The organism is Streptomyces sp. NBC_01476, from assembly GCF_036227265.1.
In the GTDB taxonomy this organism is placed as follows: domain Bacteria; phylum Actinomycetota; class Actinomycetes; order Streptomycetales; family Streptomycetaceae; genus Actinacidiphila.
In genome coordinates this window covers 5,865,706-5,881,625 of sequence record NZ_CP109446.1, presented here as the reverse complement: position 1 = coordinate 5,881,625, position 15,920 = coordinate 5,865,706, and the positions used below count along the sequence as shown (strand labels likewise).

The window sequence follows — 15,920 nt, the reverse complement described above, 5'->3', positions numbered from 1 at the left end:
CGATCAGCACCCAGATTTAACCTGAGAACTCCTTCTGCGGCACGATCTACGCGCGTATCTTTTGCCGGGATCGCGCGTTCCCTCACGGGCTGACGCGCCGTCACCGCGGTGGACCGGGGCGCCGTTCGCACCTTCGCGTGCGTACCCGACCCCGTCGCGCACCGCCGTAACGTCATGTCGTCCGCACGAAGGAGAACTTCTCCGGTGTCGCACCCCTCCGAGGCCACGCCTCGCCCCGCGAGACCCGGCCAGGCCCGGTTCCGCAAGCGCGTCCTGCCGATCGGCATAGCCGGCGCCGTCGTTCTGGCCGCGGCCGGCCTGAGCGTGAACGCCGCGATGGCGTCGCCGTCCGCCGACGCCCTGATCGCCGAGGTGTACGGCGGCGGCGGCAACTCCGGCGCCACGTACACCAATGACTTCGTCGAGCTCGGCAACGCCGGTGGCACACCGGTGGATCTGAGCGGCTACAGCGTCCAGTACCTGCCCGGCGCGCCCACCGCGTCCTCCAAGTGGCAGGCCACCGCGCTGACCGGCTCGCTGGGCGCGGGCGGCCGTTACCTGGTGCAGGAGTCGGCCGGAACCGGCGGCACCACCGCGCTGCCGGCGCCGGACGCGACCGGCGCCATCAACATGTCCGGCACCACCGGCACGGTCGCCCTTGTCACCGGCAGCGACCCGCTGACCTGCCTCAACGCCGCGGACTGCCTGGCCGATTCACGGGTCAAGGACCTGGTCGGCTTCGGCACCGCGCTGGTGCACGAGGGCAGCGGCGACGCCGCCGGGGCGAGCAACACCGCCTCGGTGGCCCGTAACGCCTCGCTCGCCGACACCGACGACAACGCGGCGGACTTCACCGCGGGCGACCCGACCCCGCAGAACTCCGGCGGCGACGGCGGCACCCCGACCGGGCCGCCCACCACGCCGCCGACGACGCCCCCGACCTCACCGCCCACGGCGACCGAGGCGAAGATCCACGACATCCAGGGCGACACCCGGACCTCTCCGCTGAACGGCAAGGCGATCAGCGGCGCGACCGGCATCGTCACCGGCGTACGGGCGTACGGCTCCTCGCAGGGCTACTGGGTGCAGGACCCGCATCCGGACGCCAACCCCCGTACCAGCGAGGGCATCTTCGTCTTCACCGGCTCCACCACCCCGCCGGTGAAGGCCGGCGACAGCGTGTCGGTGGCCGGCACCGTTCAGGAGTACTACCCGGGCGGCGCCGACACCGGGGTGCAGTCGACCACCGAGCTGACCAAGGCGACCGCCACGGTGGTCTCCAGCGGCAACAAGCTGCCCGCGCCGGTCGTCATCAACGACCGCGACGTGCCGGACGCGTTCGTACCGAGCGCCGGCGGCGGCACCATCCAGGACCTGCCGCTGCGGCCGGACGAGTACGCGCTGGACTTCTACGCCTCGCTGGAGGGCATGAACGTCCAGATCGGCGACAGCCGGGTGGTCGGCGCGACCGACCAGTACGGCGAGCTGTGGGTGACAGTCAAGCCGAAGCAGAATCCGACCAAGCGCGGCGGGACCCTCTACACCGGTTACGACGAGCCCAACTCGGGCCGCCTGATGGTGCAGTCGCTCATCCCGACCGCCACCGAGGCGTTCCCGGTGGCGAACGTCGGCGACACGCTGCGCGGCACCACCGCGGGACCGCTGGACTACAACCAGTTCGCCGGTACGTACTCGATCGCGGCCCGCACCATCGGCACGGTCAAGAGCGGCGGCATCAAGCCCGAGGTCACCGAGAAGCCCTCCTCGGGTCAGGCCACCATCGCCACGTACAACGTGGAGAACCTCGCGCCGGGCAACCCGCAGTCGAAGTTCGACGCGCTCGCCCAGGGCCTGGTGAAGAACCTGCGCTCGCCCGACATCGTGGCGCTGGAGGAGATCCAGGACAACAACGGCGCCACCGACGACGGCACGGTGGCCGCGGACCAGACGCTGCAGAAGCTCACCGACGCGATCGCGGCGGCGGGCGGCCCGCGGTACTCGTGGCGCGAGATCGACCCGGTGAACGACAAGGACGGCGGTGAGCCGGGCGGCAACATCCGGCAGGCGTTCCTCTTCAACCCCAGGACGGTCGGGTTCGTCGACCGCCCGGGCGGGGACTCCACCACGGCGGTCGGCGTCACCGGCACCGGGAGCAAGACCGCGCTGACCGCCTCCCCCGGCCGGATCGCGCCGAACGACCCGGCGTGGAACTCCAGCCGCAAGCCGCTGGCCGGTGAGTTCACCTACCGCGGTGAGAAGCTCTTCGTGATCGCCAACCACTTCGACAGCAAGGGTGGCGACCAGGCGATCGACAGCCGCTTCCAGCCGCCGGTGCGCAGCTCCGAGGTGCAGCGCAACCGTCAGGCGATCCTGGAGCACGACTTCGTGCAGCAGATCGAGCAGGCCGACCCGCACGCGAATGTGGTGGTGCTCGGCGACCTCAACGACTACCAGTTCTCGCCGGCGGTGCTCAGCCTCACCGGCAACGGCAAGGTCCTCACCGACCTGGTCAACACCCTCCCGGCGAAGGAGCGTTACTCCTACGTCTTCGAGGGCAACTCGCAGGTCCTTGACCACATCCTGGTCAGCCCGAACCTGAAGCACGTGGACTACGACGTGGTCCACATCAACTCCGAGTTCGCCAACCAGACCAGCGACCACGACCCGCAGATCATCCGCGTGAAGCCGTAACCCCCAACCAGCCGGCACCCCACGGGGCGGACCTCCTACCGGAGGCCCGCCCCACCTTTTGCCCCGTGCCCGGACACTGCCCCCGCCCGCCCCCGTGCCGGTCCCGGTAGCGCGGGGGCTCGCCGCCGCACCCGCGCACCTCCGGCACCGCCCTCGGGGCTCGCAGCCCCCGCGCACCCGCGGACGCGGGCGTCGCCGCGCCCGACTCGCGCCCGCAGCACGGGCCGCGCCACGCCGCTGCCGCGCCGGTCCCGGCGGCCGGGGGGATTCCGGTCCGCCCCCGGAGGGAAGCGCTTTCGCGGGTGAGGGGTGGGGCTGACGTGGGAGTTGTGGCTGATGTCTTGACGTGGGTTGGTGCGGGCACTAGACAACTCCCTGACCGAGAGAGCGCTCTCAGCCGTTTCCCCCCACCCTGCACACGGTCCCCCACCCGGTCAGGAGAACGTCATGAACGCCATGCCAGGCCGTCTTTCCCGGCCGGCCCCGGCGCGCGCCGCCGGGCCGGTCCGCGCTCGGTCCGCCGCCGTGCCGCACTCCGCGGCCGGCGTCGCGCACACGGCCGCCACCGCGCACCGCCTCCACGCGCCCTGAGCCGCCGGAAACGGTTACGCGTCCAACCGGCCCGCCCCACCCGCCCGTTCACCGGCTCCGCGTACGCGGCCACCGACCGCGGGCGGCCGGCCCGGACAACCCGTACGGCCCCGAGGCGGCCGCACCCCCCACAACAGGCTCTTCGGACAGGAGACCCACGCATGTCCACCGGACCCGCACCAGATCTGGAACCGGCCGCGCACGACCCCGGCAGCGGCGCCCCGCGCCCGCACCGCCGCCGCAACCGGCTGCGGCTCACGCTCGCCGCCTTCACCGTCGGCGCGCTGAGCCTGGCCGGCTTCACCGCCGCGTCCGGCACCGGTGGCGCGGCCACCCCGGCCGCCGCCGCGGCCCCCAACGCGGTACCGGCCCCGCCGGCCGGCTTCACCACCACCTGGAGCGACGACTTCAACGGCGCCGCCAACACCGGCGTGGACGGCGGCAACTGGAAGTACGACACCGGCCCGGGCAGCAGCTTCGGCACCGGTGAGATCGAGACGATGACCAACAGCACCGCCAACGTCTACCAGGACGGCAACGGCCACCTGGTGCTCAAGGCGCTGCACTCCGGCACCGACCCCCGGTCCGGCTGGACCTCGGGCCGCATCGAGACCCAGGCGGCCACCTACGGCGCACCGGCCGGCGGCGTGGTCATGATGCAGTCCTCGATCCAGCAGCCGAACCTGACCACCGCCAACGGCGCCGGCTACTGGCCGGCGTTCTGGATGCTCGGCTCGACGCTGCGGTCCGGCGTGGGCTGGCCCGGCTCCGGCGAGGTCGACATCCTGGAGGACATCAACTCCCGCAGCTCGGTCTTCGGCACGCTGCACTGCGGTGTCGGCCAGGGCGGCCCCTGCAACGAGACCACCGGCATCGGCTCGGGCGAGCGTGCCTGCGCCGGCTGCCAGACCGGCTACCACACCTACGCCGTGCAGATCGACCGCTCGACCTCGCCCGAGCAGATCCGCTGGTACCTCGACGGCGCCAACTACTTCACCGTCAACTCCACCCAGGTGGACGCGACGACTTGGGCGAACGCGGTCGACCACCCGTTCTTCATCATCTACGACCTGGCCATGGGCGGCGGCTTCCCCGACGCCTTCGGCGGCGGCCCCAACGCGGCCACCGTCAGCGGCGGGCAGATGAACATCGACTACGTGGCCGTCTACAACAAGGGCCCGGGCAGCGGCAGTACGACCACTCCCCCGCCCGCCGGCAGCAACCTCGCCCAGGGCAGGCCGACCACCGCGTCCTCGACCGAGAACGCCGGCACCCCGGCCTCCGCCGCCACCGACGGCAACACCACCACCCGCTGGTCCAGCGCCTTCAGCGACCCGCAGTGGCTCCGGGTCGACCTCGGCGGAACGCACACGATCAGCCAGGTGAAGCTCAACTGGGAGGCGGCGTACGCCAAGGCGTTCCAGATCCAGACGTCGAACGACGGGACCAACTGGACCACTGTCTACTCCACCACCACCGGAACGGGCGGCAACCAGACGCTCAACGTCTCCGGTTCCGGCCGCTACGTCCGGGTGAACGGCACCCAGCGGGCCACGCAGTACGGCTACTCGCTCTACGAGTTCCAGGTGTTCGGCAGCTGACAGCCGGGCGGTGACGGGGCGGGCGGTGGCCGCAGGGCCGGCGCCCGCCCCGCCGCGATCACCGTCAGGCACGCTCCAGGAAGGCGAACTGGGCGCGCTTGTCCGGGAGTTGGACCACCGGGCCGAGGGTGAAGCCGGTCCGCACCATCCGCCGCACGGCCCGGTCGTTGCGGGCGTCGGGCTCCACGACGATCCGGCGGCAGTCCGGGTCGGACAGTACGAAGCGCAGCAGCACACCGAGCAGGGCGGAGGTGTAGCCGGCCCGGCGGGGCACCTGGGGGTCGGGCGGTCCGAGCAGCAGGTGCACTCCGACGTCGCCGGGCCGCACCGGGTAGAAGTCACCGATCGGATCCGCCTGCGGCTGGTAGGTCTGGAAGAGCGCCACCGGCCGGCCGTCCAGCGACACCAGATAGGCGTGGTGGGTGTCGAGCGAGTCGAGGTAGGCGTAGATCTCGTGCACCCGGGCCCGGTCCGCGTCCCGCATGCCCCAGAAGGCCGCGCGCTCCTCGGTGACCCAGCGGTGCAGCAGGCCGGTGTCCCGTTCCGGCCGCACCGGGGCGAGTGTGACGGTTCCGAATGGCTCGACGCGCTCCTCGTACACGGTGGTGGTGCTCATGGTGTGGGGTGCTCCTCGGTGAGTGTCAGCAGGTCGAAGTCGGTGACCACGGGGACGAGTTCGCCGCTCAGCCAGTGGGGCAGCTGATCGTCGCGGTGCGGTGTGCCGGGGACGCCGTCGGCCCCGAAGGGCACGATCCAGCGGCTCTCGGCGCGGTCGGCCAGGTCCCAGACGAAACGGGCGGCGGACCCGCGTGCGCTCGTGTGGGTGACGCCGGGGACGCTGGAGGTCGACAGCACACAGTCGTGGTCGCCGCCGAGGCCGGGCGCCGGGAGAACGGCGCCGGGCAGTGCGGACCAGGCGGCGAGCCGGTGCAGGTCCTTCCAGGCGGGTCGCCCGGGTCGGGCCGCCACCTCCTCCAGGGCCGCGCGGACGATCGCGGCCCGGTCGGCGGCCGGCAGCGGCCCGCGGGTCAGCACGCTCTCCAGCGCGAACCCGATCCGCGGCAGCGGCGCGAGCCACGGCTGGAAGACCCCGGGGTACGGCGGCGGTCCGGTGAGCGGGGCGAAGGCCGGGTGGGCGGCGAGGCCGCGCACCACGGCCGTCCGCAGCTCGGCGTACGCGGCGGCGTCCGTACTGTCCGCGTCCATCCGGCGCTCCCAGCCCAGGAGTTGCCCGCGCAGCCGGGCCGCGCCCGGGCTGAGGGCGGCGGGCGTGAGGGCGGCCAGTTCGGCCAGCAGCGCCTCGGCGCCGGGCAGATACGTATCCGCGTGGATGGCGGTCATCTCCTTGGCGGTCCAGCCGCGGGAGGCGGCGAGCAGTCCGGCGATCCGGCGGGCGCGGTGCGGGGCGGCGAACTCCACGCCCAGCGGGGCCGCGAGGCCGCGTTCGTTCGCCATCACGGCGAAGCCGCCGTGGACCGGGGCCTCGGGCAGGGGCGCGTCCGTGGGTCCCCACGCGTGGCGCGGCTCCCACGCGGGCACCACCCGCAGCCCGTTGCCCGCGTCCCGCAGCGGCACCCGCCCGGCCACCCGGTGCAGCACTCCGCCCCGTGTGTCGGCGGCGAGCACGACGTTCACCGGCTCCGCCCAGGCGTCCAGTGCCCGCCCCACGTCCGCCACGGTCCGCGCCGCCAGCAGCGCGGGCAGCGCGGCGAACCCCAGGTCCCCGGTGACCCGCACCTCCCACCGCAGACTGACCGCATCCCAGCCGGCCGGCGCACCGTTTCCGCCCGCCGGGAAGCGCGCCCCGTCCGCCGGGAAGGGCACCGCGTCCGCCGGGGACGCGCCCGCGATCACCGGCCCCCTGGCGGTTTCGAGGACGGGTACGCGCAGCGGGGCCGCACCGGCGATCTCCACCGTCTGCGTACCGGCGGCGACCCGTTCCCAGCCGTCCGGGCCGAGGGCCTGGAGCGAGCCGGCCCGGTCGCGGAGCCGTTCCGCGTAGAGGTCCTGGTTGTCCGCCATCGCATTGGTGATCGCCCAGGCGACGTGGCCGGTGTGCCCGAAGTGGGCGATGCCGGGGACGCCGGGGACCGCCAGGCCGACCACGTCGTACTCCGGGCAGGCGAGGTGGATCTGCTGGTAGACGCCCGGCGCTTCGATGAGGCGGTGCGGGTCGCCGGCGATCAGCGGCGCCCCCGAGGCCGTCCGCTCGCCGGTCAGCAGCCAGCCGTTGCTGCCCGCGGTGCCCGTGCCGTCGGTGGCGAAGTACGCGACGGCCGCCTCGCCGAGCCGCCGTCCGACCATGTCCCGCCAGAACTTCGCCGGGAAGCCGGAGAAGAGGATGTGTGTGGAGATCCAGACGGCCAGCGGCGTCCACGGCCGCCAGCGGCCCGGCGCGAGCCCGGTCGCCGCGAACTCCGGTGCGCGCCGCACCCCTTCGCCGAGCCCGGCGTTGACCCCGGCCGCATAGGCGCCCACCCACCGCGCGGTCCGCGCGTCGAGCCGGGCGTGGCAGCGCCGGGCGGTGTCCTCGATCATCGCCTGCCGTGCGAAGACGTCCCAGCCGACGGCCTGCGGTCCGAGGAAGGCGGCCGTCGTGCCGGCCGCCCGGTGCCGCTCGGTCTCGATCTGCCAGGCCCGGTCGTGCGCCGCGTTGCGGCCCTGCGCATGGGCGAGCGCGAGGGCGCTCCCGGCCCGGAGGTGGGGTATCCCCCAGTCGTCCCGGTAGACCTCGCTGCGCACTCCGGCTCCCTCTGTCGTTTAGGTTAGGCTAACCTAACTCAACGCCAGACGCCGGAGACCGCAGCGAGGGAGACGACCATGGGGCACGGCTGGGAAGGCGTGGTGCTCAAACTCATCGGCGCCAGGAACTTCACGTTCACGGTGACCGCCACGCAGCAGGTCACCCCGCGCTTCCACCGCCTGCGGCTGACCGACGGCGGACTGCTCGCCGCCCTCGGCACCCACCCGACCATGTGGGTACGCCTCTGGTTCGAGCACCAGGGCAGGCCGCACCAGCGGGCGTACACCATCACCGACCCGGACCCCGGACAGGGCACCATCGGGCTGGAGTTCGCCCTGCACGACGGTCCGGCCGCCGACTGGGCGCGCGCCGCGGAGCCCGGCGACACGATCACCGCCACCGTCTACGGCACCGGCTTCACCGCCCCGGCCCCGCCGCCGTCACGGCTGATCCTCATCGGCGACCCGGCCTCCCTGCCCGCCGTCAACTCCCTGCTGGACGCGCTGCCCGATGTCCCGGCCACCATCTGGTTCGAGACCCCCGACCCGGCTGACGAGGCCCTCGAACTGCGTGCCGACCCGGTCCGGCACGAGGTGCGCCGGGTCCCGCGCCGGGACGCCGGCGGGCACCTGGTGGCGGAGGTGCGGAACGCACTGCCCGGCCTGATCGGCGACCCGGTGTCGGCGTACGTCTGGATCGCCTGCGACACCGCCACCACAAGGAAGCTCACCCGCTTCGTCCGGTCCGGACTCGGCGTCCCCAAGGAGCGGGTGAAGGCGATGGGCTACTGGCAGGCGACCTGACCCTCCGCCGGCCGTTCGCGGGGCGGCGGCACGGCCCGCCCCGGACGGCCGGCGGCGAAGGACGGCTCAGACGGTGAGCACGATCTTCCCGGTCAGGTGCCCCGACTCGCTGGCCCGGTGGGCCTCGGCGGCCTGCGCCAGCGGGAAGGTCCGGTGGATCGAGACCTTCAGCTTCCCCGCCGCGAGCAGCGCCAGCGCCTCCTCGACGGCCGGTGTGCCGCGGTCCTCCGCCGGGCCGCCGCCGGAGAACCGCACGCCATGCGGACCGGACACCATCGGGTTGGCGATCTCCACCACCCGGTCCGTACCCCCGGTCAGCTCGACGGACGCGGTCACCGCCTCCTCCTGGCCGGCCAGGTCGATCGCCGCGTCCACCCCGTCAGGTGCCAGCGCCCGCACCCGCTCGACGAGCCCGTCGCCGTAGCTGACCGGGGTCGCGCCCAGTGCCCGCAGGTGCTCGTGGTTGCGCTCGCTCGCGGTGCCGATCACCTTCACCCCCCGGGCCACCGCGATCTGGACGGCGACGGTGCCGACGCCGCCGGCCGCGCCGTGGATGAGCAGCGTCTCGCCGGGCCGCACCCCGACCGCTTCCAGCGCGCGGTAGGAGGTCTCGGCGGCCACCGGGATCGCCGCGGCCTCCTCGAAGCTGAGGGTGTCCGGCTTGAGGGTGACCCGCTCGGCGGCGGCGAGCGCCAGCTCGGCGTACGCGCCGGTGGCCGTCCAGCCGAACACCTCGTCGCCCACGACCAGGCCGCCGACACCCTCCCCCACGGCCTCGACCACGCCCGACGCCTCGGTGCCGGGCACATGCGGCAGTTCGACCGGGAAGGCGTCCTTCATGTACCCGGCCCTGATCTTGTGGTCGAGCGCGTTGAGACCGGCCGCGCGCACCGCGATCCGCACCTGGCCGGGCCCCGGGTCCGGCACCTCGGTCTCCTGCGTCACCAGCACGTCGGCGGGGCCGTACTCAGCGAAGGCGATGGACTTCACGGACTTGGTCATGGCTACTCACGATCCTCGAAGAAGAAACGAACTCGGCTCACTCGTTGCTCGTCCAGCATGTCCGGGCGGACCCGGTCACCCGGCCCGTCCTTCGGCCGGTTCGGCCCGGCCGATCGGACAGTCCGCTCCTCCCATGCTCGCCGTACCGTGGAGCGCATGCCCATCGATCCGCTGCCGAACGGCTGGCACCGCCCGCAGGACGCCCTCGCTCTGGCGATGGGAGTCCTCTCCGCGCCGCTCTGCGACACCATGACCGCGTTGTCGGCCGCGCTGGCCGGGCTGGTGCCGCATCTGGCGCTGGCCCGGCTGAGCGGGGTGTGCGCTTTCACCCCGGTGCAGTTCGCCGGGGACACCGCGGTCACCGGCGGAATCACCGGCACCGAGCTGGGCCGGCTGTCCGTACGGGTCGAGGCGGGCGAGCCGTGGCAGGGCGAGGCCGAGCTGGGCGGTGCGCGCCGCCCGGTGCTCGCGGTGGCGTCGGCGCCCGATCCGCTGACGGCGCCCGGGGCGCTGCTGGTGGTGGTCCGCACCTCGGACGAACCGCTGCCGGAGCCGGTGCCGGAGCTGGTGCGGCGGCTGTGGGACCTGGTGACGGTGCACACCGGGCGGCGTACCGCGGAGGCGGAGCCGGCCCAGGCGGCCACCTCGCGGGCCGCGGCGAGCGCCCGTGCCCGGGCCATCGCGGAGCTGACCGACGCGCATACGACGGCGCTGTCCGCGGTCCTCGGCACGCTGCGGGCCGCGTCGCTCGACGACGCCACGGCCCGGCGCGGCGCGGTGGATCTCGCGGTGTCCGCGCTGGTACGGCTGCGGGCCGGTGCGGAACTGGACCGCGAGATGAGCGAGGAGCCGGCCGACGCGGCCTTCGGCCGGCTCACCGAGGAGCTGCGCCCGCTGCTGCGGTACGGCCCGGTCGCGCTCGACCTGCGCGGGCCGGCCTCGCGCCGCGATCTGCCCGCCGACGTCGCGCACACCACGCGGGCCGCGGTGCGCGGCGCGGTGCTGGCGATGCTCGAACAGGGCGAGGGGCTGCGCCGGCTGCATGTCAGCTGGCAGGTGGAGCAGGACACCCTGCGGGTGGTGGTACGCGACGACGGGCCGGGGCTGCTGACGCGTGACGCGCTGGCACCGCACCGGATCACCGACCGGCTGACGGCGCTGGACGGGCGGCTGGTGCTGGACGCGCTGCCGGGCTGGGGTACGACCATCACGGTGACGCTCCCGCTGGAGCCGCCGCAGCCGGCGGCGGTGACGGACCAGGAGCCGCTGCGGTCGCTGCACCCGCGGGAGCGCGAGGTGCTGGAGCAGCTGGCGCTGGGGCGCCGCAACCGGGACATCGCCCGGGCGCTGCACATCAGCGAGTCCACGGTGAAGTTCCATGTGGCGAACATCCTGGGCAAGCTGGGCGCGGGCTCCCGCGGAGAGGCCGCGGCCCTGGCCCACCGCGCCGGCCTCCCCCCGACCCGCCCGGTACACGCGATCGGCACCGCCTGACCGGGGCGGAACCGGGGCCCGGCCCAGGGCGCGGGCCCGTCGGCACGGCGTACGTCCAGGGTCGGCCCCGCGCCTGACCGGGGCGGAACCGGGGCCCGGCCCGGGCGTCATGCCGCTGCGGTCACGGCCTCGGGGCGCAGCCCGTGCGGGCGGCGAAGTGCCGGGCCGGCCTGGTCCGTTCCGACCGCCGTGGGCTCCTTGACGGTGCGAACCGCCGGGGTCTTCTTGTCGGCCGCGAAGACCACCAGCCGCAGCAGCAGGAAGCGGCCGACGCCGGCGAGGCCGGAAGCCGTCAGATAGACGCCCTGCCGGACCCAGACCCCGCCGCCGGGGGCCAGTACGTCGAAGGCGAGCAGCGCGCCGGTGGTGAAGAGGTACGACATCAGGACGGTGAGCCCGCTCGCCCAGTGGTCGCTCCAACTGGCCCCGCCCCGGCGGAAGGTGAACCGGCCGTGCAGCTCGGTGGCGAGCACCGTGGTGGCCACCGTGACCACCGCGTTGGCCGCGATCACCGGCACCCGGTCACCGGCCAGCAGCAGCGCGCCGCTGCCCAGCAGGGTCACCCCGCCGCCGAAGACCACGAAGCGGACGAAGGCGAGGACCGCTGCCGTGGATCCACTGCGTGATCCGGTGGGTGCGGTCAGGACGGCCATCGTCAACTCCTCGGTCCGGGGCGGCCGTCGACGGCCTTGGCGTGCGTGACCGACTCTTCCGCACCACGCCGGACTCTCCTATCCGGTGCATCCCCCATGACGGGTGGGGGTACCCCCACCCCTGCCCTCGGGGAAGGCATGGGGGTCACCCCGTGAACCGTGGTCGCCGGCCACCACCTTCAGCGCCGGAACCCGGCCCGTCATTCCTCCTCACCGGCGCCGGCCGCCGGCCCGGGGCGGCCGGCCCCGGCGGCGGTCAGGCGAAGGCCGCTGCGTTCTGCCGGGCCCAGTCCGCGAAGGTACGGCCGCGGCGCCCGAGGATCTTCTCCACGTCGGGGCTGACCTGCTGCTCGACCGGCAGCGGCGTGCCCAGGATGTCCAAGGTGCCTTCCACCACGGACGGGGGCATGAACCGGGCCATGTGCTCCGCGGCCTGTTCGCGGGTCAGTTCCACGAACCGCACCTCGGCGTCCAGGGCGGTGCCCAGGGCCGCCGCCTGCTCGCGCGGGGTGATCGCCTCCGGTCCCGTCAGGTCGTAGACCTGCCCGGCGTGGCCGGGCTCGCGCAGCACGACGGCCGCCACGTCGGCGATGTCCGCGGGGTGCAGCACCGGCAGCGCGACATCCGCGAAGGGCCAGGCGACCACCCGGTCCTTGCGGACGCTGTCGGCCCACGCGTAGGCGTTGGAGGCGAAGCCGCCGGCCCGCAGGATCGTCCAGTCCAGGCCGGATTCCCGCACCGCCCGCTCGAAGACCTGGAGCGCCTCGTGCGAGCCGGAGTCCGGACGGGTGCCGGTGATCTGGGAGGAGAGCAGGACGACCCGGCGTACCCCGCCGGCCCTGGCCGCTTCGAGGATCTGCGCGGGGTCGCCCGCTCCGCCGAGCAGTTCCCCGGCCAGCAGCAGGAAGAGGGCGTCGCCGCCGTCGAAGGCGGCGCCGAGCGACGGCGGATCGGCGAGGTCGGCCACCACGTACTGCACACCTGACGGGGAGTCGGCGACGGAGGGACGCCGTGACACCGCGCGCACCTCCTCCCCCGCCTCGGCGAGCGCGGCGACCAGCGGGCGCCCGACATTTCCGGTGGCGCCGGTGACGATGATCATCATGAACTCCTTGTTTCTCGGGAAAATCGAATGTCGATCGAACGTCAGCCGATGGCGGCGAGATGAGCGGTGAGGAGGTCCATCCCGGCACCGTCCACGGGGAAGTCCGCCTTGCCGTCAGGGGCCGGCTCGCCGGCCGGGAGACCGGAGCCGATCAGGCGCCGCAGCCCGGCCAGTTCGCCGCACTCCTCCCGGACCTTCACCGCCGCCGCCGCCATCAGCTCCTCGATCGGTGCGGCCAGGGAACGCCATGCCATCGTGAGGTCGAAATCGGCCGGACGCCGTACCGGCTCGCCGTTGAACTGCACGGAGGTCACCCGGCTCACACGGAAGGCCCGCAGGCCGCGGTCGGTCTGGGCGACCAGATACCAGGCGCCGGCCTTGGAGACCAGGCCCAGCGGGTCGACGGTGCCCTTGGTGCTCGGCCTGCCGGGGGCCGCGTAGCCGAGGCACACCTGTAACTCGTCCACGATCGCCCGCACCAGCGCGTCGCGGTGGCCGTCGGAATCGCTGAGCGGATCGCGCGTCCAGTCCAGGTCGTCGATGAAGACGGCCCCGGAGGCGGCCTCGGCGTCCCGCCGCAGCGGCGCGGGCACCGCCTGCATCAGCTTGCGCAGCGCCGAGCGCAGGTCGGGCGTGGCCGCGGCGACCGGCCCGGCCGCCAGGAAGAGCGCCCGGGTCTCCTGCGCGGTCAGCCCGGTCAGATCGGTTCTGGCTCCGCCGACCAGGGACCAGCCGCCGTTGCGTCCCCGTTGCGAGTACACCGGTACGCCGGCCAGCGCCAGCGACTCCAGGTCGCGGCGGGCGGTGCGCTCCGACACCTCCAGTTCCCTGGCCAGCTCCGCGGCGGTGACATGGCCGCGGGCCTGGAGGACGAAGATGGCGGCGACAAGGCGGTCGGCCCTCATGATCAGCCTTTCGTGGAAAGCGGACAGAAGGTGGCCTGTTTGCCCCGGAGACTGGGCCTATGAGCGAAAATCCCAACGAATCCGCCGCCGGTTCTCCGGTGACCGGCCTGTTCTCCGCCGTCGACCTCGCCGTCTCCACCCTGGCCGCCGTCGCACCTGACCAGTACGACAACGCGACCCCCTGCCCCGACTACTCGGTGCGGGACCTGTGCAACCACGTGGTCTCGGTGGTGCGCCGGGTGGGCGTGCTCGGCGCCGGCGGCGAGTTCTTCAGCGTCCCGCACTTCGCGGAGGACACGGCGGACGGCGAGTGGTCCGCCGCCGCGCAGATCGCGGCCAAGGACCTGAAGGCCGCCTGGTCGGACCCGGGCGTGCTGGGCCGGCAGGTCGCCCTGCCCTGGGGTCCGGTGCCCGGCGCCGCCGCGGCCGTCATCTACACCAACGAGCTGGTGCTGCACACCTGGGACATCGCCAAGGGGACGTCCCAGCGGCCCGAGTTCGACCCGGCGATGCTCGCGGCGCCGCTGGCGAACATGAAGCGTGCGGTGCCGGCCGAGAACCGCGGCGGCCCGGTGCCGTTCGGCCCCGTCGTCGAGGTCCCGGACGACGCGCCGGCCATCGACCGGCTCGTCGGCTGGTACGGCCGCCGGCCCTGACCACCCGTCGGGCGGGAGCGGCAGGCCGCGGCCGGCCTCCCGCTCCCGTTCGCGCGCCGGGTGGCGGCGCATGGCGTGGTCACCCATCAGGTGGCGGTTCCGACGGACTGGGCGAACCGGAAGAAGCGGTACGGGTCACGGGCGCGCTTGACGGCCGCCAGCCGGGCGTAGTTCTCGGCGTAGTAGGACTGCTTCCAGTCCACCAGTTCGGGGTCCATCCAGTTCTGGTAGCTCTCACCGTTGGAGAGCGGGTCGACGGTGGCGAAGCCGTTGTCGGCCCAGCTCCTGGCCGACGCCACGTTCTCCGGCGTCACGGCCGCGGGGTCGTTGACGAAGACCCGGTAGTTGACCGCGAAGAGCGTGTCGCGGTGCACGTAGGCGGTGTCGGTGCGGGCCGGGTCGTTGGCCGCGCCGCCGAACATGTGCAGATCGAGGTAGCGGGCTTGGCCGGTGTGGCGTCCGGCGTCGAACGCGCCCATCACGTCGGCCCAGTCGGCCGCGGAGAAGGGCGCCGCGCCGAAGCGGCTGCGCTCCAGCGCGTAGGCGGGACGGGGCAGGACACCGGTGGCGGTCTTCTCCGAGCGCCGGCACTGGTCCTGGGTGAGCGCGCCGCACCCGAAGATCAGCATCTCCAGCGCCTGGTAGGTCAGTGCGGCGTCCTGGCGGGCGATGGCCGCGCCGGTCAGCGCGAGCAGCCGGGACGCCTCGGCGGTGAGTTCGTCCTGGGTCCCCCGGGAGGCGAGCAGGACGTTGACGGCCGGGACCGTACCGGGGGCGGCGTCGGCCTGAACCACGTAGGCGCCGCCGCCGATGGTGCGCGGGGCGTCCACCAGCCACTGGGCGACGCCGTGCAGGACGTCGGGCGAACGGTCGTAGGGGAAGATCAGATTGGTCATCAGCATCTGGTCGCCGGCGTGCGGGGTCACCCGGTAGCGCGTGACGATGCCGAAGTTGCCCCCGCCGCCGCCGCGTATCGCCCAGAAGAGGTCGGCGTTGGTGGTGGCGGACGCGGTGACGGTCCGGCCGTCGGCCAGCACCATCTCCGCCGAGGTGATCGCGTCGCAGGCCATGCCGGTGGACCGGGTCAGCAGGCCGAAACCGCCGCCCTGCAGGAAGCCGCCCGCCGCGACCGTCGGGCAGCCGCCCTCGCTCACCACGAGGTGGTGCGGCGCCAGCGCGCTGAGGATGTCGACGTTCATCGCCCCCGGTCCCAGGTCCACGGTGCCGTCGCCGACGGTGACCGCGTTCAGCCGGGAGACGTCGATGACCAGGCCCTGTCCGGTCGAGTAGCCGCCGTAGTTGTGGCCGCCGCTGCGGACCGCCACCGGGAGCGCGTTGTCCTGGGCGAAGCGGACCGCGAGCGAGACGTCGGCGGTGCTGGTGCAGTACGCGATGGCACGCGGGTCGACCGTGTCGTAGTTGCCGAGTTCGAGCTGCTTGGCGGTGGCATAGGACGGGTCGGACGGCAGGACTATCCGTCCTCCGAAGAAGCGGGCCAGCTGCTGCCACGGGCTCTTGGTCTGCGCGGCGGCGGCGACCGGGAATGCGGCCAGTGCGGCGGCCGCGGTGCCTGCTCCGAGGATGGTTCTGCGACTGATCACGTATGCCCCAGGGGTCGTATCGATCGGGTGGAACCGGCGCCGGACGCTCCGTCTGCCCGGTACGGGGGTTACGGG

Annotated in this window: 12 protein-coding genes; 5 read left to right on the top strand and 7 right to left on the bottom strand. The window is 73.6% G+C overall.

The window, feature by feature from the left end:
* Window positions 1-273: 273 nt before the first annotated feature.
* Window positions 274-2,691, top strand: a complete 2,418-nt coding sequence (locus OG552_RS25840) for an endonuclease/exonuclease/phosphatase family protein (protein WP_329141130.1) — start codon at window positions 274-276, stop codon at window positions 2,689-2,691.
* Window positions 2,692-3,443: 752 nt separating this feature from the next.
* Window positions 3,444-4,883: a discoidin domain-containing protein gene (locus OG552_RS25835; RefSeq protein ID WP_329136845.1), complete on the top strand. Its 1,440-nt coding sequence runs from the start codon at window positions 3,444-3,446 to the stop codon at window positions 4,881-4,883.
* Window positions 4,884-4,947: 64 nt separating this feature from the next.
* On the opposite strand, the gene OG552_RS25830 is transcribed toward OG552_RS25835, so the two are convergent.
* Window positions 4,948-5,499 carry a GNAT family N-acetyltransferase gene (locus OG552_RS25830; RefSeq protein ID WP_329136843.1) on the bottom strand — a complete coding sequence of 184 codons (552 nt, stop codon included), beginning with the start codon at window positions 5,497-5,499 and terminating at the stop codon, window positions 4,948-4,950.
* A complete protein-coding gene (locus OG552_RS25825) occupies window positions 5,496-7,625 on the bottom strand; it encodes a penicillin acylase family protein (RefSeq protein WP_329136841.1) in 2,130 nt (709 codons plus the stop codon). The genes OG552_RS25830 and OG552_RS25825 overlap by 4 nt, the downstream gene beginning before the upstream one ends.
* A 78-nt stretch (window positions 7,626-7,703) precedes the next feature.
* On the opposite strand from OG552_RS25825, the gene OG552_RS25820 reads away from it, so the two are divergent.
* The gene (locus OG552_RS25820) at window positions 7,704-8,429 is read left to right on the top strand and encodes a siderophore-interacting protein (RefSeq protein ID WP_329136839.1); all 726 of its coding nucleotides are present in this window, start codon (window positions 7,704-7,706) and stop codon (window positions 8,427-8,429) included.
* A 66-nt stretch (window positions 8,430-8,495) separates the two neighbouring features.
* Here OG552_RS25820 and OG552_RS25815 read toward each other — a convergent pair whose 3' ends face one another.
* Complete coding sequence (locus OG552_RS25815; RefSeq protein ID WP_329136837.1) at window positions 8,496-9,431, bottom strand: NADP-dependent oxidoreductase; 936 nt, start codon at window positions 9,429-9,431, stop codon at window positions 8,496-8,498.
* Between the two features lie 156 nt (window positions 9,432-9,587).
* Between OG552_RS25815 and OG552_RS25810 the strand changes: the two genes are divergently transcribed.
* Complete coding sequence (locus tag OG552_RS25810) at window positions 9,588-10,925, top strand: helix-turn-helix transcriptional regulator (RefSeq protein WP_329136835.1); 1,338 nt, start codon at window positions 9,588-9,590, stop codon at window positions 10,923-10,925.
* Between the two features lie 107 nt (window positions 10,926-11,032).
* Here the strand turns inward: OG552_RS25810 and OG552_RS25805 are convergent, their stop codons facing one another.
* From OG552_RS25805 to OG552_RS25795, 3 genes are all read right to left on the bottom strand, one after another.
* A complete protein-coding gene (locus tag OG552_RS25805; protein WP_329136833.1) occupies window positions 11,033-11,578 on the bottom strand; it encodes a hypothetical protein in 546 nt (181 codons plus the stop codon).
* A 256-nt stretch (window positions 11,579-11,834) separates the two neighbouring features.
* Entirely contained in the window at window positions 11,835-12,680 is an 846-nt protein-coding gene (locus tag OG552_RS25800) for an SDR family oxidoreductase (RefSeq protein ID WP_329136831.1), read from the bottom strand.
* Between the two features lie 44 nt (window positions 12,681-12,724).
* Window positions 12,725-13,588, bottom strand: coding sequence for a helix-turn-helix transcriptional regulator (locus OG552_RS25795; RefSeq protein ID WP_329136829.1), 864 nt, complete (start codon window positions 13,586-13,588; stop codon window positions 12,725-12,727).
* Between the two features lie 59 nt (window positions 13,589-13,647).
* Between OG552_RS25795 and OG552_RS25790 the strand changes: the two genes are divergently transcribed.
* Window positions 13,648-14,244 carry a TIGR03086 family metal-binding protein gene (locus OG552_RS25790; RefSeq protein WP_329136827.1) on the top strand — a complete coding sequence of 199 codons (597 nt, stop codon included), beginning with the start codon at window positions 13,648-13,650 and terminating at the stop codon, window positions 14,242-14,244.
* An 86-nt stretch (window positions 14,245-14,330) separates the two neighbouring features.
* Here OG552_RS25790 and OG552_RS25785 read toward each other — a convergent pair whose 3' ends face one another.
* Window positions 14,331-15,845, bottom strand: a complete 1,515-nt coding sequence (locus OG552_RS25785; protein ID WP_329136825.1) for an FAD-binding oxidoreductase — start codon at window positions 15,843-15,845, stop codon at window positions 14,331-14,333.
* Window positions 15,846-15,920: the final 75 nt, after the last annotated feature.

Excerpts from the sequence above, each read along its gene's own strand:
- OG552_RS25835 (WP_329136845.1), top strand. The coding sequence starts at position 3,444 with ATGTCCACCGGACCCGCACCAGATCTGGAACCGGCCGCGCACGACCCC.
- OG552_RS25830 (WP_329136843.1), bottom strand. The coding sequence starts at position 5,499 with ATGAGCACCACCACCGTGTACGAGGAGCGCGTCGAGCCATTCGGAACC.
- OG552_RS25820 (WP_329136839.1), top strand. The coding sequence starts at position 7,704 with ATGGGGCACGGCTGGGAAGGCGTGGTGCTCAAACTCATCGGCGCCAGG.
- OG552_RS25815 (WP_329136837.1), bottom strand. The coding sequence starts at position 9,431 with ATGACCAAGTCCGTGAAGTCCATCGCCTTCGCTGAGTACGGCCCCGCC.
- OG552_RS25810 (WP_329136835.1), top strand. The coding sequence starts at position 9,588 with ATGCCCATCGATCCGCTGCCGAACGGCTGGCACCGCCCGCAGGACGCC.
- OG552_RS25805 (WP_329136833.1), bottom strand. The coding sequence starts at position 11,578 with ATGGCCGTCCTGACCGCACCCACCGGATCACGCAGTGGATCCACGGCA.
- OG552_RS25800 (WP_329136831.1), bottom strand. The coding sequence starts at position 12,680 with ATGATCATCGTCACCGGCGCCACCGGAAATGTCGGGCGCCCGCTGGTC.
- OG552_RS25795 (WP_329136829.1), bottom strand. The coding sequence starts at position 13,588 with ATGAGGGCCGACCGCCTTGTCGCCGCCATCTTCGTCCTCCAGGCCCGC.
- OG552_RS25790 (WP_329136827.1), top strand. The coding sequence starts at position 13,648 with ATGAGCGAAAATCCCAACGAATCCGCCGCCGGTTCTCCGGTGACCGGC.